The following is a 24,120-nucleotide window of genomic DNA, read 5'->3' as shown; positions in this document are numbered from 1 at the left end:
AATTTATCGTCGGCTTCGGCCGGTATGGCTTTCCTTGCGCGGCCCCGCATCGACCGGACCCTCTACGACAGGAGAAAATGAATGATAATTGACCTAAGCTGCTACCCCACCGACCTGGTGGACCTGGCTTGGCGCCACGACGGGCCGCCGTTCACCGGCGACAAGCTCTTGAAGATGATGGACGGCCCGTACTACGTGAACGGCAAGCCGCGCCGTATCGACAAGGCGTTCATCCAGCCGCCGCAGGGCAACACCATCTACACCCACGAAGTCATGGACCTGGAAGGCAAGGCCGCCATCCGCCAGTACATGGCCTATACGGAAAAGATGGTAACTGAGCATCCGGACCGTTTCCTCGGCTGCTTCGTCTACAACCCGCGCTACGGCACGCAGAACGGCGCCGAAGAGATCGAACGCTACGTCAAGGAATTCGATTTCAAGATGGTGCAGCTGCAGGCGAACATGCACGCCTACCGCCCCGACCGCGCACTCGATTGGCTGCGCCCGGCCCTGAAGAAATGCGCCGAGCTCGGCCTAATGGTGAAGGTGCACACCGGCGACGGTCCGTATTCGATCCCGACGGAGTTCTATCCGATCATCCGCGAGTTCCCGGAAGTGAACTTCATCCTGGCGCATTTCGGCGTGCAGACCGGCGGCGTCTACGTGTTCGAGCCGATGCAGATGGCGCTCGACACGCCGAGCGTCTACGTCGAATCCGGATGGTGCCTGCAGTCGCGCATCGTCGAGTTCGCCAAGGTCCTGCCCAAGCACAAGATCCTCTTCGGCTCGGATACGCCGCCGAACGAGCCGGGCATGTGGATCAACCTGCTGGAGGTCCTCTGCCACGAGCCGCCGCAAGGCCTCAACCTCGATGAGGATACGCTCGAGGACTACCTGGGCAACAACACCGCTCGCATGATCGGCCTCGAGCCGACCAAACCACCGGCGACCGTCGCGGAAGCCGAAGCGTATCTGCGCCAGCACGGCGTCGCGCTCGCCGCGTAAAATTGAACGGAGTGAACTATGATCATCGATACCCACCTTCACCCGACCAACCTCGTGGACGAGGCCTGGCGTCATACGGGTTCGCCCTTCACCGGCGAGCGCATGCTAAAGCTGATGGACGGCCCCTATATGATCAACGGCAAGCCGCGCCGGATCGACATGGGCTTCATCCAGCCGCCGCCGGGCAATACCGGCTACCGCGACGGCAATCGCAGGGGCCGCGACGGCATTCGCGACTACATGGCCTATTGCGCCGAGCTTTGCCAGACGTACCCGGACCGCTTCATCGGCAACTTCAACTACAACCCGCGCTGGGGGCCTGAAAATGGTGCTGCCGAGCTGGAATTCCACGTCAAGGAATACGGCTTCAAGATGCTGAAGCTGCATGCCAACATGCACGGCTACCGTCCCGACCGCGCGCTCGACTGGCTGCGTCCGGCGATGAAGAAGTGCGCCGAACTCGGCGTGGTGGTGCTCATCCACACCGGTGACGGTCCCTATACGATCCCGACGATGTTCTACCCGATCATCCGCGAATTCCCGATGGTCAACTTCATCATTGGTCATTTCGGCGTCCAGACGGGCGGCAACTATTCATTCGAGTCGTTCTGGATGGCGATGGACACTCCGAACGTCTACTGCGAGTCCGGCTGGTGCTTCCAGTCGCGCATCGTGGAGTTCGCCCAGCAGCTGCCGAAGAACAAGATCGTCTTCGGCACGGACAGCCCGCCGAACGATCCGGGCATGTGGCTGCGCGAACTGGAAGTGCTCTGCAAGGATCCGCCGCACGGCATCAACCTCTCCGAGGACGATCTGGAAGGCTATCTGGGCAACAACATCGCCAAGCTCGTCGGCATCGACCCGTCGCCGCCGCCGCGCGACGTGAAAGACGCCCAGTCGCGCCTGAAAGACAGTTACGCCGGAGTCGATCGCGCCACCGGCAGGCATCTGGAGTTCGCCTGATTCGAAGACGGCGGCGCCCATTTGGGGGCGCCGCCTCCCATCCGCAGCATTGAGGCCGAGACATGACCCAGTATCACAAGCAAGACGTCCGCCGTTTTTTGGCCGATTACCGGGCGGAACACCCCGAGGATGTCATCACCATCGACCGGCCGGTCTCGGACGATCAGGACGCAACAGCGCTGATCTGGAATCTGGCTGACAGGGGGCAGCATCCGATGCTGCACCTCACCGATGTCAGCGGTATAGGCAGTCAGGTGATCTGCAATATCTTTGCTTCGCGCGATCGCATCGCCCGTCTTCTGGGCTCGACCGCCGAAACCCTGCATGAGGCCTACCAGGCGCGCTCCAACCGGCCATTCACGCCGGAACTGCTGGAAAGTGGACCGATCACCGAGGAAATCATCTCCGGCGACGCGGTCGATCTCCACGCGCTGCCGATGCTGAAGCATTTCGACACCGACCGGGCAAAATACATCACCAGCGGCATTATCATCGGCGAGCATCCGGAAACCGGCGCCGGCAATCTGAGCTATCACCGCGCGATGATCCACTCGAAGAATTCGCTAGCGACCTCGCTGCATTCGCGTGGCCATCTCTGGCGCCTGATGAACATGTCGAAGGAGAAGGGCGAGCGGATGCCCGTCGCCATGGTCATCGGCGGCCATCCGCTCTTCATGATCGCCGCCTCCGCCCGCCTTGCCTTCGGCGAGGACGAGCGCGACGTCGCAGGCGGCCTGATGGGTGAACCGCTTCAGGTCGTCCGCACGCCAAAGTACGGCATCCGCGTTCCCGCCCACGCGGAGATCGTGCTGGAGGGCGTGCTGGACCCTCAAGCCCATGTGGAGGAGGGGCCATTCGGCGAGTTCACCGGCTATTCCTCGGATCGCTCGACCAACAACCTCTTCACCGTCGAAACCGTGATGCGCCGTCGCGATGCATTCCTCGTCAGTGTGGCGGGCGGCAATTCGGCGGAGCACCTCAATCTCGGCCGCGTACCCCGAGAAGCCGAAGTGGTGGAGAAGCTGAAGGCCCGCTTCCCCTCGATCACTGCCGTGCACTACCCGTCCTCGGGTACCCATTTCCACGCCTATATCGCAATGAACCAGTCGCGCGAGGGTGAAGCGCGCCAGGTCATGCTCGGCCTCCTCGGCTGGGATCAGTATTTGAAAACTGTCGTGGTGGTGGATGCGGATGTCGACATTACCCGCGACAGCGAGGTGCTCTGGGCGCTCGCCACCCATTTCCAGCCGCACAAGGATGTCGTCATCATCGAGGGCCTGCCGGGCAATGCGCTCGACCCATCGGCGAGCGGCATCGGCACGACGTCACGTATGGGCCTCGATGCCACGCGCGGGCCGAACTTCCACGGCGTTCGCGCCCGCATCAGCGACGAGGCTTCCGCCCGTGCTGCGGCGCTCCTCAAAAGCGTGGGATAGGCGATGACGACGCGGCCAAGACGCATGATCGTCGGCATTTCAGGCGCGTCCGGCGTGGTCTACGGCAAGCGCATTCTCGAAGTGTTGCGCGACCTCCAAATCGAAACGCACCTGATCATGTCGAGCGCCGCCTGCATCACGCTCGCGGCCGAGGCGGATTTTACCAAGCAGGATCTCGAAGCACTGGCGACGACTACCCATTCCAACAGGGATATCGGCGCGATCTGTTCTTCGGGCTCCTACAAGACGCTCGGCATGATCGTCGCCCCCTGTTCGGTGAAGACGCTGGCCGAGATCGCCACCGGCACGACGAATAACCTGCTCTCCCGCGCGGGCGACGTGGTGCTGAAGGAGCGCCGGCGGCTCGTGCTGATGCTTCGCGAGACGCCGCTCCATCTCGGCCATATCCGCAATATGGCGCAGGTCACCGAAATGGGCGGCATCATCTATCCGCCCGTCCCGGCCTTCTATGCGAAACCCCAAAGCCTCGCCGACATGGTCGACCACACGGTCGGCCGTGTACTCGACCTCTACGATCTCGACACCGGCATCGTACGCCGCTGGCAGGGAACGCAAGGAGCGATGAATTAGCATGATCGCACTAAACGCCCCCGACCTGGAAGCAATTGCGCAAGGACCGCGCGCCGCCTTTTTGTCCGACGATGCGAGCGAGATTCTGCACTTTGCCCTGCAATCCCTCGACGGAGGCTACGGTGCCGCGCTCGTCACTCTCGTCGAAATTCGTGGCGGTGCCGCCCGCGCCATCGGCGCGCAGATGGCGGTGCGGGAAGATGGCCTCTATTGCGGCTTCGTCTCCGGCGGCTGCACCGAAGCGGCGGTGGCGGCCGAGGCCGTCATCGCCCTTCAACAAGGCATGGACCGAAATCTCCGGCTCGGCGAAGGTTCGCCCTTCTTCGACATCGTGCTGCCTTGCGGAGGTGGTATCACGCTCGCCATCCATATCATCCGCGCCGCTACGGTGCTGCGCGACGTGCTCGCGGCTTTGCAACGGCGTATGCCCGTTCGCTTGCGCTATCATGCCGGCGCGCAGAAGCTCGCCTTCACGCCGGGCGAGGGGGCGAGCGGCTGGGAAGGGGACTGTTTCGTAAGTGCCTTCCATCCAAAGCCGCGGCTTTTCATCGGCGGCACCCCGATGGAGACCGGGGCCGTGGCGCGCGTTGCGGCCGCATCCGGCTATGAGGTAATCGTGGTCGAGCGTCGCCGCCCGATTTCCCCCGATCAGCTGGACCCGGATACGGCGGTCGCAATCTTGTACCATGACATCGACAAGGAACTACCATTTCTCGTCTGTGCGCTCGCGTCACCGGCCTTTTACATCGGCGCGCTCGGCAGCCGCCGTACCCATGAGAAACGCTGCGCAGCGCTGAGACAACTCGGCTACGGCGAGCCCGAGCTGGCCCGGATCAAGGCTCCGATCGGAATTTTCGACAAGGCAAAGGATTCGAACTCGCTTGCTCTTTCTATCGTTGCCGATGTCGCTCGATCGAGGTTGCAGCACCATTAAAAATGACTGTGTTGAGATGCTACTCTGATCGTAAAGCCGAGTGTCGGTGGCGTCATCCAGAACCAAGGCGTCACGCGAAATCGAACCCGAATTGTGTAAGATGTCGGCGTTAGATAATCGTGTACTGGTGGTTAATCTCGCACGTTTGGCCATCGACGACGGGTGGCGGCCCCGTTAGTAGCCCCGATCGCCAAGCAAGCCATGTTCGACGTGGCCCAGCTTTCACGCCGCCGGTGCATTCACGTCGTTTTACGTGGTCACACGATCATGAAGTCGTGTCGACCCGAAGCCAATTCCAATGGCATAGCATCGGATACCGGACGTATCGGACTGACCGGCCGAGCGCCGCCGAAATCAGACACGATGAGCTTTCACACTCTATGCACCGAACTGACCGAGAGAGGCGCCATCCACCGACGGTTCGAACTGGCTTAAGGCGCGCGACGCCACTATCGGTTTTCTCCAATTTGACTGTCCGCGGGTTCTCAGATCGCCGATCGGAGAATGGGTACGTTGCCTGCGGCTGAGGCGTTCCTAAATGACTCAAGAAGTCGAGTGATCCTTCACGAGCTTGGCGCTGACAAGGACCTCGCGCGGTGCCTGTTTGCGCCAGACTTTCTGGAAGCTTTCTACGACGTTGTCGCCGGTTACGGCAAGGCCCGGAAGCGCAACCCATTCCGGTGTCTGTTTTCCAAGAAGAGCCAGCACACAGGTCTGAGCAACAGTGACGCCCTGCAGATAGGGCTGCTGAGCACCAATGCCGCAGATCATGCCATCCGAGGCGAGGTTGATGGCGGCTTCGCGGCCGAGGTCGACTGTCGTCACCGGGAGGTAGAGGCCTGCCCGTTCCAGTGCCTTGACCACTTCCATGGCAGGGGTATCCCAGACCACGAACAGGCCGGCGAGGTCGTCATGCTCCGCAATTAGCGTCAAAGCGTCTGCGCCGGCGGTTTGAATACTATCGAATTTGCGCACGACAAGCCGGATATCCGGACGGTTCGTCAGCATCCATTTGTTGAACGCGATTTCGCGTTCGTTGGTGGCGAAGAATTCAGCGTGATAGGACAGTACGCCCACGGCAGCGCCATCCGCCAGCCGTTTTGCCAGAAACGCGGCTGCGATCGTGCCGAGGCCAAAATTGTCGGCCGAAACCAGCGCGACGTAATCGGAGCCAGGAAGAAGCCCTGTTGGGACGTTGTCGAGGAGAAGCAGCTTGACACCTCCCTGCGACACGCGCCGGTGCGCACCGGCGACAGTGGAGTTGGCAACCGGGATGGCAATGATCGCGTCCGGCTTTTCGCCGCGCAGCCGGTCGAGTGCGGCAACCTGAGCTTCCGGCGCGAAACCGCAATCAACAACCTCGATAACGGCCGTTTCGCAGTCGCCAAACGTTGCCATGATGCCGGCGATCTGTTGTTTTGCCCAATCACTGGCCAAGGTGTGCAAGACGATAGCCACACGAAATCGCCCCGCACGGGCAGCGGTGATGTCATCGGCAAGCAATGCTACGCGCTCGGGAGGTGCTGCGCGTTCGCCGTGTGGCCCCAATCCGGATATCGTCATCGCATGGATCTCGTTGTTGATGGGAAGCCGGTGACACGCATCAAGGCGCAAGCGTTTCTAAGTTTTGCAAGGCGTCAATGCTGGCCCGTCGTGCGGCACAGGACTTGCGCACCCCGACGAACACGGGGTGGGCGAGCGGCGTGCCGTGCACGAGCCACTCCTTCAGGCATCTCGGCTCGAACAGGCTTTCCACTACCACCATGGCCGCGCCGACAAGGCCCGCGGAACCTCCCATCTGCGATTTCGCGATGATCAGGTCGCGCGTCACCAGTGGATGGCTTTCACCATAAACCGTTTCACGAATGGCGGCGAGAAGGAGATCGTTCGTCTGGGCCATGGTGCCGGACAGAATGATCAGGTCCGGATTGAGCATGTTGGCGAGCATCGCGACCGAATGGCCGATCATGCGTCCGCTGAGCCCAAGAATTTCCATGGAAGTCGGATCGCCGGATTGTGCTGCTTGGCTGACTTCGATCGCGCCGATATCGCCACCCCGGCGCAGCGTGTCGGCGAGCAATGGGCTTTTCCCAGATTGCGCGGCCGCCAGTCCCTCGCGTGCGATCATCTCGCTGCCGGCAAGGGCATCGAGCGTCGAGGCGCGGTCACCGGCCTGTACCGGCATCTGACCGATCAGACCGGAAGCGCCCTGCGCTCCGCGATAGAGCCGCCCGTCGAAGATCAACCCGGCCCCGATCCGTTTTCCAACCTTGATGAACAACATGTTGCGCGCCGTTTGACCGGCACCCGCAAAGCGCTCGCCCATGGTCATGGTCTCGATGCTGGAACGCAACCAGACCGGCGCGCCAAACCGATCGACAAGGGTTTCCACGAAGGGAAAACCTTCCCACGCTGGCAGGAAGGATGGCGTCTGTTCCATGAAGGGCATCTCGTCGCCCTCGGTGACGGGGCCGGGGACAGAAACCGCAATTCCCCATACCGGCATATCCGTCGCGTGTTTGGCGATCAGCCAGTCGAACAGTGACAGGACGCGTTGCGAGGTCGATCCGGCATCCGCGCCAAGATCGATGGCCTCGTGGTGCTCGGTGAAAAGCCGGCCGGATAGATCGGCGATGCCGACCCCCAAGGAAGACTGGTCGAGCGTCGCGACGAGAATGCAACCGAGATCCGTCCTGAACCGGACGAGGCGCGGCGCCCGTCCGCCGCTGGCAATGCCGAGTTCGCTTTCGACGATGAGGCCGATCTCGGAAAGGGTTGCCAAGCGGTCCGCCACCACGGCGCGTCCAAGCTCGCTTTCCCGTTCCAGTTCTTGTCGCGTCGTCGCCTTGCCCGACCGAATAAAGTTGAGGATCGCGCCAAGACTCGCTGCGGCCGAGTCCCGCGTCGTCGGTCGGCCTTTTCCACGTATTGGAGATGTCGAGGCGATGGGCATGTTGCCATATTCCCTTCGGCGTTTCGCGTTAAGGCTCCGTCGGCCAGCGCCGCCAGCCTCTTTTCATGGGATAAATCGATTGGATGAGCGGGGCAAGTGCAAACTTATGTCGGAAATATGCAGAAGTTGGCCTACTTATGCATAAATAATGTTGACTTCAAAATTAAACACTCATAACTTCATTCTTGGAGAGCGGCGGCGACGCAAAAAGCGTCGGCAGGGCGGGAGCCCATCAAGCCGCAGCGGAGGAGTTTTAAATGTCGGATTGGAAGCTGGCGTATCACGCCAATTGCTGGGGTATGCTTGGCGGAAATGCGCAGGGCGTAACCTCGGTCACGGAGCTCAGCTATCGCACGTTCGGCGACATGGACCGCGCCTTCGCCGATATTGCTGCGGCAGGATACGAAGGCGTCGAACTCTTTGACGGCAATTTGCTCGACTACAGTGCCGTCGATCTTCGCAATGTCCTGGCCAGTAGCGGTTTGACGCTCGTTGCGGCCTATGCCGGCGGCAATTTCATTTTCGACGATATCCTGTCGGAAGAACTCGCACGGGTCGCCCGCGCTGCCGACCGTGCCGCCGAACTCGGCGCGCCGCATCTGGTTGTGGGCGGTGGGGCCAAACGTTTCGACGGCATCCGAGACGAGGACTATGTGAAACTCGGCGCGGCCCTGGACAAGGTCAAGACGATCGCCGAGGGCCGGGGCTTGCGCGCCCACTATCATCCGCATCTGTCGACAATCGTCGAAGGGCCCGACACGGTGGACAGGATATTCGGCCTGACATCGATCGATTTCTGCCCGGACACAGCGCATCTGGCTGCGGCCGGTGGCGATCCGGCGAAGCTCATCCGCGATCATGCGTCGCGCATTTCCTATGTCCATCTGAAGGGATTCCAGAAAGAACCCTTCGCTTTCACGCCGCTCGATCGCGGCGATGTGCCGACCGGACCCATCCTCGCTGCGCTTCGCGAGACGGGGTTCAAAGGCTGGGTCTGCACCGAACTCGATGCCTGGTCCGATCCCGCCGAAGGCGCGCGCATCAGCATGGACTATCTGAAACAGGCCTGACGACCAGCAATTTTCGAGGCAATGATGCCCCGACTTCTTGGGAGGAGAAGAACCATGATAACCAGACGAACCCTGCTTGCAACCAGCGCGGCTTTTGCGTTGACCCTGTCCATTGCCGCACCGGCCTTCGCCGATCCGGATGCAGCTCTTGCAAAGCTGCAGGAAACCGTTCTGTCCAAGGGACCGAATGGCGAAGAACCTGCCGCCGCGTCCTCGGTCACATTGACGAATGAGGAACTGAGCAAGATCAAAGGCATGAACGCCACCGCAGCCATCGTCATGCACTATGGCGGCAACGACTGGAGCCAGGCACAGATCAACGGACTGCAGACGCAGTTCGCGGCCATGGGCATCAAGGTGATCGCCGTCACCGACGCCGGCTTCAAGCCGGAAAAACAGGTTGCCGACCTTGAAACCATCATGGCGCAGAAGCCGAGCATCATCGTGTCGATCCCGACCGATCCCGTTGCAACTGCTGTTGCCTACAAGGCGGCTGCGGACGCCGGGGTGAAGCTGGTGTTCATGGACAATGTTCCGGCAGGCTTCACCGCCGGCAAGGAATACGTCTCCTCGGTTTCGGCGGACAATTACGGCAATGGCGTCGCCTCTGCCCATCTGATGGCCAAGGCGCTCAGTGGCAAGGGTGAGATCGGCCTCGTCTTCCACGCGGCGGACTTCTTCGTCACCAAGCAGCGCTACGAGGCTTTCAAGGCGACGATCGCATCGGATTATCCCGACATCAAGATCGTCGCTGAACAGGGCATCGGCGGTCCGGACTTTTCCGGTGATGCCGACAAGGCGGCCAGCGCCATGCTGACCTCCAACCCCAATCTGAACGGCATCTGGGCTGTCTGGGATGTTCCGGCCGAAGGCGTTATTTCAGCGGCCCGCACCGCCGGCCGCGACGACCTCGTCATCACCACCATCGATCTCGGCGAGAACGTCGCGATCTCCATGGCGCAGGGCGGTTTCATCAAAGGCCTTGGCGCACAGCGTCCCTATTCGCAGGGTGTGACCGAGGCGGTGTTGGCGGGGTACGGCCTTCTTGGCAAAGAGGCGCCGGCTTTCGTGGCGCTCCCGGCTCTTCCTGTCACCAAGGAGACCTTGGTCGAAGGATGGAAGGCCGTCTACAACACCGCGCCCACCGCCAACGTGAAAACCAGTCTCGGACAGTAAGCCTGTCCCACGAGCGTTCTTCCGGGTGGCGGTTGCGCCACCCACCCTTGAAGGCCGGATAGCCTTTCAAATCAGACCGGGCCAGGGCCCGCCCCTTCATTGACGGAGAAAGACGATGACCAAAGTGATGAACGTCGCCATGATCGGTGGCGGCTTCATGGGCAAGGCGCATGCCATGGCCTATGCTTCCATGCCGATGTTCTTCTGGCCGGCACCCGCCATTCCGCACCGCAAGGTCGTGGTCGACGTGACGGACGCGATGGCGGAGACCGCCCGCGACCGCTACGGATTCGACGAAGCTTCGAGCGACTGGCGCGCAGTCGTCGCGCGTGCAGATATCGATGTCATCGATATCTGCACGCCGAACAATGTCCACGCGGAGATCGCCATCGCGGCGGCGGAGGCCGGCAAGCACATCATCTGCGAAAAGCCGCTTGCCCGCACGGTCGAGGAAGCCCGCGCCATGGCTGCTGCCGTCAAGAAGGCCGGCATCATCCATATGGTTGCCTTCAACTATCGCCGCACGCCGGCGGTGGCGCTCGCCAAGAAATACATCGAAGAAGGCCGTATCGGCAAAATTCTCAATTTTCGCGGCACCTATCTGCAGGATTGGTCCGCCGATCCGGACGGTCCGTTATCCTGGCGCTTCCAGAAGAAGATCGCCGGTTCCGGCACGGTCGGCGACATCGCCACCCATGTGGTCGATCTCGCGCATTATCTGGTCGGGCCGATCGAGACTGTCAATGCGATCACCACCACCTACAACAAGACGCGGCCTTTGCAGCAGGGCGGCGTCGACAAGCTGGGCGCGTCGGAAAAGGCCTCCGGCGACGTCGAGCGCGGCGAGGTGGATGTGGATGATGAAGTCATCAGCATGCTGCGTTTCGAAAACGGCGCCATCGGCAGCCTCGAGGCGACACGCAACGCCTATGGCCGCAACAATTTCATCACGCTGGAAATCCACGGCACCAAAGGCTCGATCCACTTCAACTACGAGCGCCGCGACGAACTGCAGGTGATGTTTGCCGACGATCCGGCCGACAGCCGCGGTTTTCGCACGGTCTATACCGGTCCGGCGCACCCGTATGGTCACGGCCTCTGGCCGATCCCGGCCCTTGGCATCGGCTATTCCGAGACCAAGATTGTCGAGTGCTTCGATTTCTTCACGGCCATCAAGACCGGAAAGCAGCCATCGCCGAATTTCGACGACGGTCTGTTGACGGAACTGGTCGCGGATGCCCTCATCCGCTCGGGAGAAACCGGAGCGTGGGAGCGCGTGGGCAGATGAACACTGAGACCGCAGCCGTCAGCATGCCCTTAACTGCAAGCGTGCCATTGGCCGTCAGCATGAGAGGGATTTCCAAATCCTTTGGCGGCGTGCGGGCTTTGAACGACGTCAGTCTCGACATCCGGCAGGGCGAAGTTCACGCCCTGCTGGGTGGCAACGGGGCGGGAAAATCGACGATCCTCAAAGTTCTGAACGGCGTTCATAAGCCCGATTCCGGTACGATCACGGTCTGCGGCAAACTGCTGGAGGACGTGACGCCGGAGGCGGCGCGGGCGGCCGGCATCGCCATGAACTTTCAGGAATTGAGCCTGATCCCGACGCTGACCGTAGCGCAGAACGTCTTTCTTACCCGCGAAACCAAAGGGGGCTTGGGTCTGATCGACGACCGGACGGCGGAGCGGCGCGCGGCCGAACTGTTTTCGATGCTGGAGGTCGAAGTCAATCCTAAAGCGCTGGTCGGCGATCTCGGAGCCGGACAGAAGCAATTGACCGAAATCGTCAAGGCGATCTCGCAGGATGCGCGCGTCCTCGTTCTGGATGAACCCTCGACGGCGCTGGCGGTGAGCGATGTCGATCGATTGTTCAATTTCCTGCGCAAGCTGAAGGCGAAGGGCGTCGCCATCATCTACGTCTCGCACCGGATGGACGAAATCGCCCGCATCAGCGATCGGGCGACCATCCTGCGCGACGGGGCCCATGTCATCACGGCGCCTTTGTCCGACCTGCCGATCGATACGATGATCGAGCATATCGTCGGCAGGCGTTCCAAGGGGCTTTCCGATGTGGCGCGCGGCGATGCCGTCAAGGGCGAGGTCCTGCTGGAACTGCGCAATGTTTCGGGCAAGTGCAAGCCGCAAAACATATCCTTTGCGGTCCATCGTGGCGAAGTCGTCGGCCTTGCCGGCCTGCTTGGCTCCGGCCGATCTGCCCTTGCACGGGTGATCGCCGGCATCGAGCCGTTAAAATCCGGCGAGATCCTGATCAACGGCAAGCTTGTGGCGGTCCACAAACCCGGCGATGCGATCGCAGCCGGTGTGGCGCTTGTGCCGGAGGCGCGGGCAACACAAGGCATCATTCCCGCCCATTCCGTGGCATCCAATATGACGCTTGCGGTTCTCGACAGCATTTCGGCAAAGGGTTTTGTCGATGCGGAAAGGGCCAGGTCCGTTACGGACGGAATGATCAAGAGATTGTCGGTAAAGACCGCGAGCCGCGACCATGCGGTCTCGACGCTCTCGGGCGGAAACCAACAGAAGGTGGTCATCGGTAAATGGCTCGCGACCGATCCGGATATCCTGGTGCTCGACGAGCCGACCGCCGGCATCGACATCGGTTCGAAATCCGAAATCATTAAGCTGGTGCGCGATCTGGCTGCGGCCGGAAAGGCGATCGTCTTCATTTCCTCGGAACTCAGTGAATTGCTGACGGCCTGCGATCGCATCGTCGTCATGTCGGAAGGCCGCATGTTTGCCGATATCCCGCGTGACCGGCTCGATGATCCGGCTATCGATGCACACGACACGGCCCACCGTCTTCAGGCGGCCGAGCAACGCCTGCAGATTGAAATTCAGGACGCCTTGAAGTCAGGGGAGAAGGTTTGACATGACGACCGCAAATCCAACGCTCGCTGAGAGCTTCAAGGCCAACTGGCGGCAATACATCATCTATATCGGCTTTGCGGTGATCTTCGCCCTGACTTTGGCCGACAAGGGCTTTCTCAACCCCAACAACCTGCTCAACATCGTGCGCCAGACGGCCATGATCGCCGTCATGGCCATTGCCATGACCTTCGTGCTGTCCGCCGGCGAGATCGATCTATCGGTTGGCGCGGTCGCAGGGCTCGCAACGGTTACAGTTGCCATGGCGATTGCGGTGGCGGGGCCGGTGGCCGGTGTGTTCGCAGGCCTCGCAACGGGCATTGCTGTCGGCATGTTCAACGGCTGGCTGACGACGCGCGTCGGCATACCGTCGTTTCTGACAACGCTGGCGATGATGGGCATCGCCAAGGGGCTTGCGATGTGGATTTCCAACACGGCGGCCGTCCCTATCCTCAGCCCCGCTTATTCCTGGCTGTTTGGCGGTGGATCACTGTTCAAGATTCCGGTATTGTTGTTCTGGATGGTCGTCTTCGGCGCCATCGGCCACGTCGTTCTGCGCCGCACCAGCTTCGGCCGCCGCGTTCTGGCAACCGGCGGCGGAGAAACTGCGGCGCGCTATTCCGGCATTGACACAAAGGCAATCAAATTCCGCGTGCTCGTGATTTCCTCGACCGCAGCGGCTTTCGCCGGCATGCTCTATGCGGGACGGCTTCAGTCAGGCCGGTTCCAGCTGGGCGAAGGCGACGAACTCTCGGTCATCGCGGCAGCCGTTCTTGGCGGAACCAGTCTTTTTGGCGGCAAGGGCACCATCATCGGGACCATTGTCGGCGCCCTGATGATCGGCATGATCAACAACGGCCTGATCCTGATGGGATTGGAATTCTCCCAGCAGCTCATCGCGCGCGGCGGCATCATCATCCTCGCCGTCGCCTTGTCGCAGAAGCGGAGCTAAGTTATGTCCCGTGTCACGATTATTGGCACAATCACCGCAAAGCCGGAAACGCGCGAGGAACTGCAAAATCTCCTCGCGGCCCAGGTGGCGCCGACACGCGCTGAGCCCGGTTGCATCAACTACGACTTCCACGTAGATGCGGGCGATCCGTGTGTCTTCGTGTTTTACGAGAACTGGCGCAGCCAAGCCGACCTCGATGCGCACATGAAGATGCCCCATCTGCTGCCGCTTGTAAGCGAGATCCACAGGCTCTTGCCCAGCCCCTTTGAAATCCGCCATCTGACGATGTTGAGCACGATCATATATGCGCACTAACGGGCGAGACCCAGGACCGGAAGATCCGTCAGCCGCTATTTGTGGCCAGACGCTTTTCCAGTGGGCTATGTTTTATTCTCAATGCTGACATCTACAGGTCAGTGGTTCGAACTGGTTCAAGGCGTGAAATGCGGGAGAGTCCCCCACAGCATCGCGAGCTTGGCCGCTTGTCTAAACCGCCCTACCGATCGTCTCCAGTAACAGGGTGCCTGTGGAACTGGCCGAAAGACCGAGGTCACGCACGCTGCTCATATGGTTGACACCAGTGATTGATCTCTTTGACACCGCTTGACCCTGCATCTCCAGCATCATCACAAAATCGTTTGCCTGCTTGTGAAACGGAGAAGTTTCTTCTGCACCAACCGCGACGGTCACGCGGCAGTCACGGTCAAAAGACTGCGACATCGGCGAAAAAGCCAAGACCTCCTCATCCGTGATGCCGATTTCGGCAGCCAAGAACGACCTTTGAAGCGGCTTGAGATCGTAGAGTCCGCCCAGCAGAAGGGCCGCAGCGATACCTGACCGCTCTTGATGTTCATTGAACAGAAATGTCGCAAGGTGTGCTCCTGCCGAATGCCCGCTCACTGTCAGACGCGACGGGTCGCCGCCGTACGTATCGATATTGCCGGTCACCCATCGCTTCGCTCTGCGCACTTGATCAACTAAAACATACATTCGGACACTTGGCATCAGGGCATAATCGACGATCACGGCGATAGCCCCGGCTTTCGTCACAGTGTTGGCAACGTAGGAATAGTCTCGTTTCGAGAACATTCTCCAATAGCCGCCATGAATGAAGATATGCACGGGCAGATTTTCCCGCGAGCCTTCCGGGAAAAAGATGTCGACGGTCTCGGATGGACCGTCGCCATAGGGAACGTCAGCTGCCATGGATAGGCGGTCGCGAGTCCTGGCGCTTGATGCGACGATCTCCTCGACGATCGCGTCGAAGTCCGCGACGTGCGCGCGAATGCGGAACGGGTCGTTTTCCAAAGTTTCCGCTCCTCGCGTTTCTAAAAGCTCGTAGCGATATATTTTGCTTCCATGAATTCGGCAATGCCGTGGTGCTGCCCGCCTTCGCGTCCGAGGCCGCTCTGCTTGACCCCTCCGAAGGGCGCTGCGGGGTCCGAGACCAGTCCTCTGTTCAAAGCGATCATCCCTGCTTCCAGGGCAGAGGCGACACGCATTCCGCGACCTACGTCACGCGTATACACGTAAGCCGCTAGACCATATTCTGTGTCATTGGCGCGGCTGACAGCTTCTTCCTCGCTCTCGAAACGATAGAGGGGTGCGACCGGGCCAAAGATTTCCTCGTGCGCCATCTCGGAGGTGGTTGGAACATCGACCAGAACAGTAGGCGGGTAGAAAAACCCGGGTCCTTCCGGTGCTTTTCCTCCGCACAGAACACGCGCACCTTTCGTTTTTGAATCTTCAACCAAGCGGCCAATCTTTTCGACGGCCCTGCGGGTAATCATCGGCCCGCACTCGGTGGCTCCGTCAATGCCCGCGCCGACCTTCAAGGCGGCCATGCGTTTCGACAGGCCTTCGGCAAAAGCGTCGTATATTCCCGTCTGGACATAAAAACGGTTGGCGGCGGTGCAGGCCTCTCCGGCGTTGCGCATCTTGGCAATCATCGCGCCATCCAGCGATGCTTCCAGGTCCGCGTCGTCAAACACGACAAAGGGCGCGTTGCCTCCGAGCTCCATCGAACATGAGATCACGTGTTTCGCCGCTTCAGCCAGCAGCTGGCGACCAACACCTGTCGATCCGGTGAATGATAGTTTCCTGACACGGGGATCCGACAGTATTTCGGCGGTGACAGGACCTGGCGTGCTGGTGGTGATCACATTGACGACGCCCGATGGGACGCCCGCCTCTTCATAGATTGCAGCGAGCGCGTAAGCCGTCAGCGGCGTTTCACTGGCAGGCTTGAGAATAACCGTGCATCCCGCAGCCAGAGCCGGCGCAATTTTCCGGGTTGCCATCGCTGCAGGGAAATTCCAGGGAGTGATGAGGAGGCATATGCCTATCGGCTGGTAGTCCACGATGATGCGGTTAGTCCCGGCGGGCGCGATCCCGAACTCTCCGGTGATGCGAACGGCTTCTTCCGCGTTCCATCGGAAGAATTCGGCAGCATAGGCGACCTCGCCACGCGCGTCGCTCAGGGCCTTGCCGTTTTCCATAGAGATCAAGGTCGCGAGCATCTCAGAGCGTTCGACCATCAGTTCAAAACAACGGCGCAGGATTTCGGAACGTTTGCGGGGAGAGGTTGCACGCCAGGAAGGCGCTGCGGCCGCAGCGGCTCCAACGGCGATGCGGGCGTCCTCGACGGTCGCATCCTGTACTGATGCAAGACGGTCTCCGGTCGAGGGATCCACAACGTCGATCGTCTGGCCACCGTGCGACGGATTCCAACGTCCGTCAATAAAAAGCCCTCTAGAGGCTGCGTCGATGTCCGGCACCTGATTGGCGAGCGGAGATGTCTTTTGTGCGATGGTCATTTCGTTCCTCGATATTAGATTGCGGAAGCAGCGAAGTCGCCGTCATAAGCGGCTCTCACAAGACGCTTCATTGCGTCGAGGTCAAACGGCCTGGGATTGTTCTTGATCAGTCGATCGATGCCGAAGGCCTGCTCGGCGGTCCAGTCGAGCTTGTCGATCGGGAGACCGAGATCGGCGAGCGTGGGGGTGATTCCTATGGCCGCGAACAGCCTGCGGATTTCCTCGATCGCCGCTGTCGCCATTTGATCTGGGTTCTGGCTCGGTCCACCGAGCCCCAGCGCATATCCAATCTCCGCCATCTCGCTGATGGACGACGCCTTGTTGTAATTCATCACGTACGGCATCATGGTTGCCACGCCGAGACCGTGCGCTGTGTGGGTAAGCGCGCCGGCTGGATACTGGATGGCGTGGGCTGCGGCTGTCCCGGCTGTCCCAAAGGCGCAGCCTGCGGCCAATGCCCCCATCATTACGTCAGCTCTTGCGTCCTCGTCGCTCCCATCCTTGCAAGCCTTCTCCAGGCTGCGTCCGAGTAGTTTGATGGCCAGCAGCGCAAAATGGTCCGTGAGAGCACTCTTTCCAATGAACACATGGTCCTGCGGCAAGGCATGGTCGGTGCCCCTTCGTGCCGCGGTGAATGCTTCGATGGCGTGGGTAAGGGCATCTGCACCCGCCACTGCCGTCAAGCCGGGCGGGCAGGTCATCGTCAGGTCGGGATCGCAGATCGCTGTCGTCGCGATCAGGTACGGGCTGGAAATGCCTACTTTAAGCGTGCGTTCGGAATCAGAGATGACGGCAACTGGCGTCACTTCGGAGCCAGTGCCAGCCGTGGTGGGAACTGCGATAATTGGAAGGATTGGCCCCGGAACTTTGAATTCGCCGTAGTAATCCTGGAGGCGTCCGGCGTGGCTAAGCAGCAGCGCAGCGCATTTCGCCATATCCAGGCAACTACCCCCTCCAATGCCAATCACCATGTCAGGACCGAACGCGCGGGCATCAGCGACGCAGACAGCGACTGTCTCCCGTGGGACGTCCGGTAGCACTTTGTCGTAGATCAGAACGGCAATAGACACGGCTTCCAATTCCCCGACAATTTCCGCAAAAATCGGTGTCGCCGCGAAACGCTCATCGGTGCAGATCAGGGCTCTTTTCCCGAGCCTGGCAGCGATCTTCGGCAGTGCATGACGCTGTCCCTTGCCGAAAAGGATTTCTTGTGGAAGTCGGATGGCGGCAAAAAGGGTCATCTTGCATGTCCTTTGGATAGCGATCTTGTGGATTGAGAAAGGGCTTTGAGGTCCTGCCAAAGGTTTGGCGCGATTTCGAAGCCATGAATAAGAGCTTGGGCGCGCCTGTCCGCTGCACCATCTCCGGGTATGGCAACCGGTATGTTTGCATCTGACGGGGGCGAGGCTCGGACAAGGTCCAGATAGGCGGTGAGGCGATGAATCAGTTCGGGCTGGATGCCGATATCGATTGCGATAAAGACATCTCCCTTGTTGCAAATCGTGTCCGCATCGAGCGTGCCTCTTACGTCCGGTGCCAAGGCTGAGCCCGCCAGCGCGGCGACGAGGAGTTCAAGCGCCATGCCGAGAGCATATCCTTTGGCGTCGCCGAACGGAGCGATCGCTCCCTTTGTGGCTCGAACTGCGTCGGTCGTTGGCTGGCCTGTTTCATCTCGCGCCCAGCCGAGGGGGATCGACAAGCCGTTCGCCGCGTGATGGTGGATTTTCCCCATGGACACGACGCCCGTGGCAAGATCGACCACCATCGGCCTGTTCGCAGTCGGGACAGCAATCGCCAAAGGATTGGTTCCAAGAACAGCCCGTGTACCGCCGAAGGGATGAACCAATGCTTCGCTTGATGAGAGGGCGATGCCAACCTGGCCGCGGGTCGCTAGCCACTCGACATAATACGCAAGCATTCCCAAATGGTTCGAGTTGCGGATACCGCATATGGCGACGCCCGAGCTTTCCGCCCGCTCGCTCAACTGTTTCAGCGCTGACACAGCCACGACGGGGCCGAGTCCTTTAAGGCCATCGACCTCCAAATAAGACGGAGAGCGCCAGATCGCTTTTCCTTCAGTTTGAGGGTCAATAAGGCCCCCTTCAATCCGCGTCAGGATTCGAGGTAACCGTTGAAGGCCGTGCGACGGATGACCTTTGAGCTCGGCATCAACGAGCACGTGCGCCTGCAGCGAAGCGTGGGCAGATGGGGAGTCGCGTTGCTCCAGAAGGGTGGAAGCCAACTGTACCGCATCCTCTTGTAACACCCTCATGAAGTCTCCAATATAAAATCGTATAGGATATGGGATTGCATATAGGGCACCATCGTGTTAGCTGTCGATCATGTCAAGAGGCAAGATATGCAGAACAGAAATTCCACGAACCTGACCAACGCGCCCGACCACAGCGGCTTTATCCAGCGCAGCAACAGCTTGGCTGAAAGTGTGTACGAGGCGATTTTCGCTCAGCTCATGGCGCTTAAGATCTCGCCCGGGGGCCGCATATCTGTCGATAATATGGTGCGGGAACTGAACGTCTCGCAGACCCCTATCCGGGAGGCGCTCGGCAGGCTCGAGGGTGAAGGGCTGGTCGTCAAGACACATTTAATCGGTTACAGCGCCGCCCCACAAATTACCCGTCGCAGGTTCGACGAATTGTACGAACTGCGCCTGTTGCTTGAGCCGGATGGTGCTGCCAAGGCAGCTGCCGGAATGGATGAGGCGAAGCTTGCTTCACTTCAGGAGGCGGGTGGTGTGATGGGTCGCAAGGAAGGGACCGACGAGCGTATCCGCTATTCGACGTTCGCCCGGCAGGACGCGGTTTTCCACGACAGGATAATGGAGTTCGCAGGAAACGAGTTGATCCGCGAGACGCTCAATCACCAGCACACGCATTTTCACATCTTTCGCTTGATGTTCCATTCACGGGTCACCGAGGAAGCCCTGGACGAGCATGAAGCTTTGTTGGCGGCGTTTACTGCCGGGGATGCGAACGCCGCTGAGAAAGCAATGCGGCTGCACTTAGAGCACTCGCGTGACCGTCTTCTTCCGGCGTTCGAATGAGGGGGCTTCCATGTCGGTTGGTTTGAGTCTCCACCGGGAGAAATGCGACGTGTCGAACCGCGGTAGTGAGGAGCGTCAGCCTGTCCTTCGGGCGGACGGGATGTCAAAGGACTATGGTCCGGTCACTGTGCTGTCCGACGTGTCGCTTGATGTTCTTCCCGGCGAAATTCATGCCATCATTGGAGAGAACGGCGCGGGCAAATCGACTTTCATGCGGCTCCTTTCAGGCTACGCCGAGCCGACAGCCGGAACACTCACGATGGCAGGACGAGAAGTCAGCTTCTCGAAGCCTGAACATGCGCACCAAGCTGGGATCGTCCTGGTCCACCAGGAAATCTTGCTGGCAGATGGCTTGACGGTTGCGGAGAACTTGTTTCTCGGGAGAGAGTTGATGCGCAATGGAATGGTCGATGACCGGACGATGCGCCGACTTGCAACTGAAAAGCTCTCCCAGTTGGGCTGTCACATTAAGCCGAATGCACTGGTTCGGGAAATTTCGCTCGCTGATCGCCAACTCGTACAGATCGCTCGCGCACTTCTTGACGATTACAAGCTGGTTATTTTCGACGAGCCGACCGCAGTCCTTACGGGGGACGAAGTCGAGCGGCTTCTGACAATCATCCAGCAGCTCAAAGAACAGGGCGCGGCGGTTCTCTATATCAGCCATCGTCTCGACGAGGTTCAGCGCCTCGCCGACAAGGTCAGTGTCCTGCGCGATGGCAGGCTCGTGGGAACGTATCCGGGCAGTGGCCTCAGCCAAATGGACATGGCTCGCCTTATGGTCGGCCGGGATCTTGCGGCTCTCTACCCTCAGAAGCGTGTTGATGTTTCCGGGGAGCCGTCGTTGGAGGTGCGGGGCCTGATCGTCCCCGGCTATGCCAAGGATATATCCTTCACCGCACGGAAGGGCGAAATCCTCGGGTTCGCGGGTATGATCGGTGCAGGTCGAACCGAGGTGTTCGAAGGCATCATGGGGCTACGTGCATCCAGCGGGTCGGTCACGCTCGACGGCAGGTCGATAGACATCCGCTCGCCTCGGGCGGCCATGGACGCGGGCATCGGCTACCTCACAGAGGATCGAAAAGGCAAGGGGTTGCTGCTCCACGAGCGGCTTGGGCCCAATTTGACGCTGTCCGCGCTGTCGCGGTTTCACCCTGGTCTGATGATGCGCAGGGCTCGCGAGCAGACAGCGCTTATTGACGCCGTCGACGAATACGACATTCGGCTGAAAACGCTGGGCGTCAGGGCAGGCCAGCTTTCAGGTGGTAACCAGCAGAAACTGCTGCTGGCTAAAGTTCTCATGACAAACCCGTCCGTGGTCGTCATCGACGAGCCGACACGTGGCATCGATATCGCCAACAAAGCGCAAATCTACGCCTTCATCCATCGATTGGTTGGCGAGGGCAGGACGTGCATCGTCATCTCATCGGAAATGCAGGAGCTGATCGGCATCTGCGATCGAATTCTTGTGATGCGGGAGGGGCGGATCACAGGCGAGGTAACCGGAGCCCGGATGACGGAACATGAGATTGCGCTCCTGGCGACCAGCAATGTGACGACATCCGACGAGCAGGGAGGAACGACATGAGTGCGATTGTAGGATCGACGCCGCTTCGACAGGAACGGGAATGGGACATCGGTTGGGCAGACGTGGGGCCATTCCTGGCTTTGCTGGCACTGCTGGTGATCGGCTTCCTCATCAATCCGGATTTTTTGTCAGCCACCAATCTTGGAAACGTCATTACCCGAAGTGCCTTCATCGCCATCATAGCCGTTGGCGCAACATTTGTGATCTCGTCGGGGGGGCTGGATTTGTCCGTTGGGTCGATGGCTGCCTTCATCACGGGCATTACCATCCTCTTCATGAACAGCATGGCACCAGAGTGGGGTCTCGCGGCAATTCCAGCAGGGATGGTCGTGGCGATCGTCATCGGCACTGCCTGTGGTCTGATGAATGGTCTCATCGTGACCGTCGGCAAGATCGAGCCGTTCATTGCGACGCTAGGGACGATGGGCATCTTCCGAGCCTTGATCACCTATATGTCTGACGGCGGAACGATCCCGATCGATCGCAGCCTGCGTGAGGCCTATCGCCCTGTCTATTTCGGCACGGTCGGCGGAATATCGATCCCGATCCTGATCTCGATTGCGGTCGCCGCAGTCGCCTCCTTCGCTCTCTACAAGATGAAGTATGGAAGAAAGTGTGCGGCTGTGGGGGCGAACGAGGACGTCGCCCGCTACTCCGGCATCTCGATCATTAAAACGCGCACGATTGCCTACGCGATACAGGGAGCCTGCGTTGCGATTGCTGCCATTTGCTACGTGCCACGTCTTGGTGCGGCGACGCCGACAACCGGGGTCCTGTGGGAACTCCAGGTCATAACCGCGGTCGTCATTGGCGGTACGGCACTGCGGGGAGGCAAGGGACACGTTTGGGGCACGGTCGCAGGGGCCGTCATTCTCGAACTCATCGCCAACCTGATGGTTCTGTCCGATCTCGTCTCGGAATACCTGGTCGCCGGGGTTCAGGGTGTCATCATCATTATCGCGATGCTTATTCAAAGGTTTTCGAAATAATCCGTGTCAGGACCGCATGGGTGCTTAATTTTGGGTCCAATTCTGGGAGGAATATAATGTTTAAGACGAAATTGATTGCGGCTGCGGCCGTTGGGACATTACTAATTGCCAATCAAGCGCTGGCCGCCGACAAGAAAGTCGTCGCGGTGTCGATTCCGGCAGCCGACCATGGTTGGACGGCCGGTGTCGTCTACCACGCACAGGCTGCCGCCAAGGAAATCAATGCCGCTTTTCCAGGCGTCGAGGTCATCGTCAAAACTTCGCCATCAGCAACGGCGCAAGTGAGTGCTTTGGAAGACTTGTCAGCTGGACGCGAGCTCGATGCCCTGGTCATTCTGCCGTATTCCTCGGAAGAACTGACGACCCCGGTCAAGGCCGTCAAGGACGCCGGAACGTTCATAACCGTCGTCGACCGCGGTTTGAGCGACGCCACAATCCAAGATCTATATCTTGCGGGCGATAATATCGCAGTCGGCCGGAACACCGCGAAGTACATGATCGACAAACTCGGCGGCAAGGGCAATCTCGTCGTTCTGCGCGGCATCCCGACCGTCATCGACGACGAGCGCATCAAAGGCTTCAATGATGCCATCCAAGGGACTGAACTGAAGGTCCTCGACATCCAGTATGCAAACTGGAACAGCGATGAGGCTTTCAAGCTGATGCAGGACTATCTTGCGAAGTATCCGCAGATCGACGCGGTATGGGCCAACGATGATGACATGCTGCTCGGCGTGCTTGAAGCCGTCAAGGAATCCGGCCGCAAGGACATCAAGCTCGCTCTCGGCGGCAATGGCATGAAAGACATCGTCAAAAAGGTCATCGATGGAGATGCGATGACCCCGGTGGAGACACCATATCCGCCTGCAATGATCAAGACGGCAATCTACATGACTGTCGCCAACCTTATTGGCCAAGCGCCAGTGCGCGGTACCGTCAAGCTCGACGCCCCGCTGATCACCCAGGAGAACGCCAAGGAATACTATTTCCCCGATTCTCCTTTCTAACCACTTACCCAAACCGGGGCGGCCCATGCCGCCCCACTGCATGCAGCAAGAGGAGCAGATCATGCCAGGCAAGAAAATACTGATGCTAACCGGTGAGTTCACAGAGGAATACGAGATTTTCGTCTTCCAGCAGGCGATGGAAGCGATCGGACATACGGTGCATGTCATCTGCCCGGACAAGAATGCGGGCGATCTCATCAAGACATCGCTCCACGATTTCGAGGGCGATCAGACCTACACCGAAAAACTCGGCCACTTCTTCACCATCAACAAGACGTTTTCGGAAGCTGAGAAACAGCTTGACCAGTACCATGCGGTTTATGCAGCTGGCGGTCGCGGGCCGGAATACATCCGTACGGACAAGCGTGTGCAGGCCATCGTCCGGCACTTCCACGAGACGCAGAAGCCGATCTTCACGATCTGCCACGGCGTCCAGATCCTGATCGCCGTTGATGGCGTCGTGCGTGGCAAGAAGGTGGCGGCGCTCGGAGCTTGCGAGCCTGAGGTCACTTTGGCTGGCGGTACATATATTGATCTCTCACCGACTGAGGCCTATGTCGATGGCACAATGGTGTCGGCAAAAGGTTGGACTGCATTGGCCGCATTTATCAGGGAATGCCTAAAAGTGCTTGGAACTGAAATTCGCCACAGCGAAGATGTCGCTAAGGCCGCCTAACGCCCTTAACCACACGA

22 protein-coding genes are annotated in these 24,120 nt (G+C 59.8%); 16 read left to right on the top strand and 6 right to left on the bottom strand.

The annotated features are described in order from the left end of the window. Window positions 1–81 precede the first annotated feature (81 nt). The 5 genes from ACP7BS_RS19710 (at window position 82) to ACP7BS_RS19690 (ending at window position 4,929) form a co-directional block, all read left to right on the top strand. Entirely contained in the window at window positions 82–1,005 is a 924-nt protein-coding gene (locus ACP7BS_RS19710; protein ID WP_426239468.1) for an amidohydrolase family protein, read from the top strand. Between the two features lie 18 nt (window positions 1,006–1,023). Continuing rightward, window positions 1,024–1,968: an amidohydrolase family protein gene (locus ACP7BS_RS19705; protein ID WP_426239467.1), complete on the top strand. Its 945-nt coding sequence runs from the start codon at window positions 1,024–1,026 to the stop codon at window positions 1,966–1,968. A gap of 62 nt (window positions 1,969–2,030) precedes the next feature. Then, on the top strand, window positions 2,031–3,404 hold the full coding sequence (locus tag ACP7BS_RS19700) for a UbiD family decarboxylase (RefSeq protein WP_426239466.1): 1,374 nt from the start codon (window positions 2,031–2,033) through the stop codon (window positions 3,402–3,404). Window positions 3,405–3,407: 3 nt separating this feature from the next. Beyond that, window positions 3,408–3,995, top strand: a complete 588-nt coding sequence (locus ACP7BS_RS19695; RefSeq protein WP_426239465.1) for a UbiX family flavin prenyltransferase — start codon at window positions 3,408–3,410, stop codon at window positions 3,993–3,995. A 1-nt stretch (window position 3,996) separates the two neighbouring features. Further along, complete coding sequence (locus tag ACP7BS_RS19690) at window positions 3,997–4,929, top strand: XdhC family protein (protein WP_426239464.1); 933 nt, start codon at window positions 3,997–3,999, stop codon at window positions 4,927–4,929. 543 nt (window positions 4,930–5,472) lie between these two features. On the opposite strand, the gene ACP7BS_RS19685 is transcribed toward ACP7BS_RS19690, so the two are convergent. Continuing rightward, entirely contained in the window at window positions 5,473–6,492 is a 1,020-nt protein-coding gene (locus ACP7BS_RS19685; protein WP_426239463.1) for a substrate-binding domain-containing protein, read from the bottom strand. Between the two features lie 40 nt (window positions 6,493–6,532). Then, window positions 6,533–7,882 (bottom strand): ROK family protein, encoded by a 1,350-nt coding sequence (locus ACP7BS_RS19680; RefSeq protein WP_426239462.1) that lies wholly within the window; start codon window positions 7,880–7,882, stop codon window positions 6,533–6,535. A gap of 257 nt (window positions 7,883–8,139) precedes the next feature. On the opposite strand from ACP7BS_RS19680, the gene ACP7BS_RS19675 reads away from it, so the two are divergent. The 6 genes from ACP7BS_RS19675 (at window position 8,140) to ACP7BS_RS19650 (ending at window position 14,281) form a co-directional block, all read left to right on the top strand. Beyond that, a complete protein-coding gene (locus tag ACP7BS_RS19675; RefSeq protein ID WP_426239461.1) occupies window positions 8,140–8,952 on the top strand; it encodes a sugar phosphate isomerase/epimerase family protein in 813 nt (270 codons plus the stop codon). 54 nt (window positions 8,953–9,006) lie between these two features. Then, on the top strand, window positions 9,007–10,128 hold the full coding sequence (locus tag ACP7BS_RS19670) for a substrate-binding domain-containing protein (RefSeq protein ID WP_426239460.1): 1,122 nt from the start codon (window positions 9,007–9,009) through the stop codon (window positions 10,126–10,128). Window positions 10,129–10,243: 115 nt separating this feature from the next. Next, the gene (locus ACP7BS_RS19665) at window positions 10,244–11,416 is read left to right on the top strand and encodes a Gfo/Idh/MocA family protein (protein ID WP_426239459.1); all 1,173 of its coding nucleotides are present in this window, start codon (window positions 10,244–10,246) and stop codon (window positions 11,414–11,416) included. Beyond that, a complete protein-coding gene (locus ACP7BS_RS19660; RefSeq protein WP_426239458.1) occupies window positions 11,413–13,017 on the top strand; it encodes a sugar ABC transporter ATP-binding protein in 1,605 nt (534 codons plus the stop codon). Before ACP7BS_RS19665 ends, ACP7BS_RS19660 begins: the two co-directional genes overlap by 4 nt. A 1-nt stretch (window position 13,018) precedes the next feature. After that, window positions 13,019–13,966 (top strand): ABC transporter permease, encoded by a 948-nt coding sequence (locus ACP7BS_RS19655; protein ID WP_426239457.1) that lies wholly within the window; start codon window positions 13,019–13,021, stop codon window positions 13,964–13,966. Between the two features lie 3 nt (window positions 13,967–13,969). After that, the gene (locus tag ACP7BS_RS19650) at window positions 13,970–14,281 is read left to right on the top strand and encodes a putative quinol monooxygenase (RefSeq protein ID WP_426239456.1); all 312 of its coding nucleotides are present in this window, start codon (window positions 13,970–13,972) and stop codon (window positions 14,279–14,281) included. A 171-nt stretch (window positions 14,282–14,452) separates the two neighbouring features. Here ACP7BS_RS19650 and ACP7BS_RS19645 read toward each other — a convergent pair whose 3' ends face one another. The 4 genes from ACP7BS_RS19645 to ACP7BS_RS19630 are packed head-to-tail and all read right to left on the bottom strand — an operon-like array spanning window position 14,453 to window position 19,054. Beyond that, window positions 14,453–15,274: an alpha/beta hydrolase gene (locus ACP7BS_RS19645; protein ID WP_426232997.1), complete on the bottom strand. Its 822-nt coding sequence runs from the start codon at window positions 15,272–15,274 to the stop codon at window positions 14,453–14,455. A 20-nt stretch (window positions 15,275–15,294) separates the two neighbouring features. After that, window positions 15,295–16,782 (bottom strand): NAD-dependent succinate-semialdehyde dehydrogenase, encoded by a 1,488-nt coding sequence (locus ACP7BS_RS19640; protein ID WP_426239455.1) that lies wholly within the window; start codon window positions 16,780–16,782, stop codon window positions 15,295–15,297. Between the two features lie 14 nt (window positions 16,783–16,796). Continuing rightward, entirely contained in the window at window positions 16,797–18,023 is a 1,227-nt protein-coding gene (locus tag ACP7BS_RS19635) for an iron-containing alcohol dehydrogenase (protein ID WP_426232993.1), read from the bottom strand. Then, the gene (locus ACP7BS_RS19630) at window positions 18,020–19,054 is read right to left on the bottom strand and encodes an Ldh family oxidoreductase (protein WP_426239454.1); all 1,035 of its coding nucleotides are present in this window, start codon (window positions 19,052–19,054) and stop codon (window positions 18,020–18,022) included. The genes ACP7BS_RS19635 and ACP7BS_RS19630 overlap by 4 nt, the downstream gene beginning before the upstream one ends. An 87-nt stretch (window positions 19,055–19,141) precedes the next feature. Between ACP7BS_RS19630 and ACP7BS_RS19625 the strand changes: the two genes are divergently transcribed. The 5 genes from ACP7BS_RS19625 to ACP7BS_RS19605 all read left to right on the top strand — a co-directional run bounded on the left by ACP7BS_RS19625 (window position 19,142) and on the right by ACP7BS_RS19605 (window position 24,103). Beyond that, window positions 19,142–19,843 carry a GntR family transcriptional regulator gene (locus tag ACP7BS_RS19625; protein WP_060640043.1) on the top strand — a complete coding sequence of 234 codons (702 nt, stop codon included), beginning with the start codon at window positions 19,142–19,144 and terminating at the stop codon, window positions 19,841–19,843. Window positions 19,844–19,943: 100 nt separating this feature from the next. Beyond that, on the top strand, window positions 19,944–21,431 hold the full coding sequence (locus tag ACP7BS_RS19620) for a sugar ABC transporter ATP-binding protein (protein ID WP_426232987.1): 1,488 nt from the start codon (window positions 19,944–19,946) through the stop codon (window positions 21,429–21,431). Then, on the top strand, window positions 21,428–22,420 hold the full coding sequence (locus ACP7BS_RS19615; RefSeq protein WP_426232986.1) for an ABC transporter permease: 993 nt from the start codon (window positions 21,428–21,430) through the stop codon (window positions 22,418–22,420). The genes ACP7BS_RS19620 and ACP7BS_RS19615 overlap by 4 nt, the downstream gene beginning before the upstream one ends. A gap of 56 nt (window positions 22,421–22,476) precedes the next feature. Further along, a complete protein-coding gene (locus tag ACP7BS_RS19610; protein ID WP_426232984.1) occupies window positions 22,477–23,427 on the top strand; it encodes a substrate-binding domain-containing protein in 951 nt (316 codons plus the stop codon). A 61-nt stretch (window positions 23,428–23,488) separates the two neighbouring features. Next, the gene (locus tag ACP7BS_RS19605; protein WP_426232982.1) at window positions 23,489–24,103 is read left to right on the top strand and encodes a DJ-1/PfpI family protein; all 615 of its coding nucleotides are present in this window, start codon (window positions 23,489–23,491) and stop codon (window positions 24,101–24,103) included. Window positions 24,104–24,120 lie beyond the last annotated feature (17 nt).

Source organism: Pararhizobium sp. DWP1-1-3 (assembly GCF_049896125.1).
Lineage (GTDB): Bacteria > Pseudomonadota > Alphaproteobacteria > Rhizobiales > Rhizobiaceae > Pararhizobium.
Note: the sequence above shows the minus strand (reverse complement) of the source record. Positions and strands in the feature narration are given on the sequence as shown.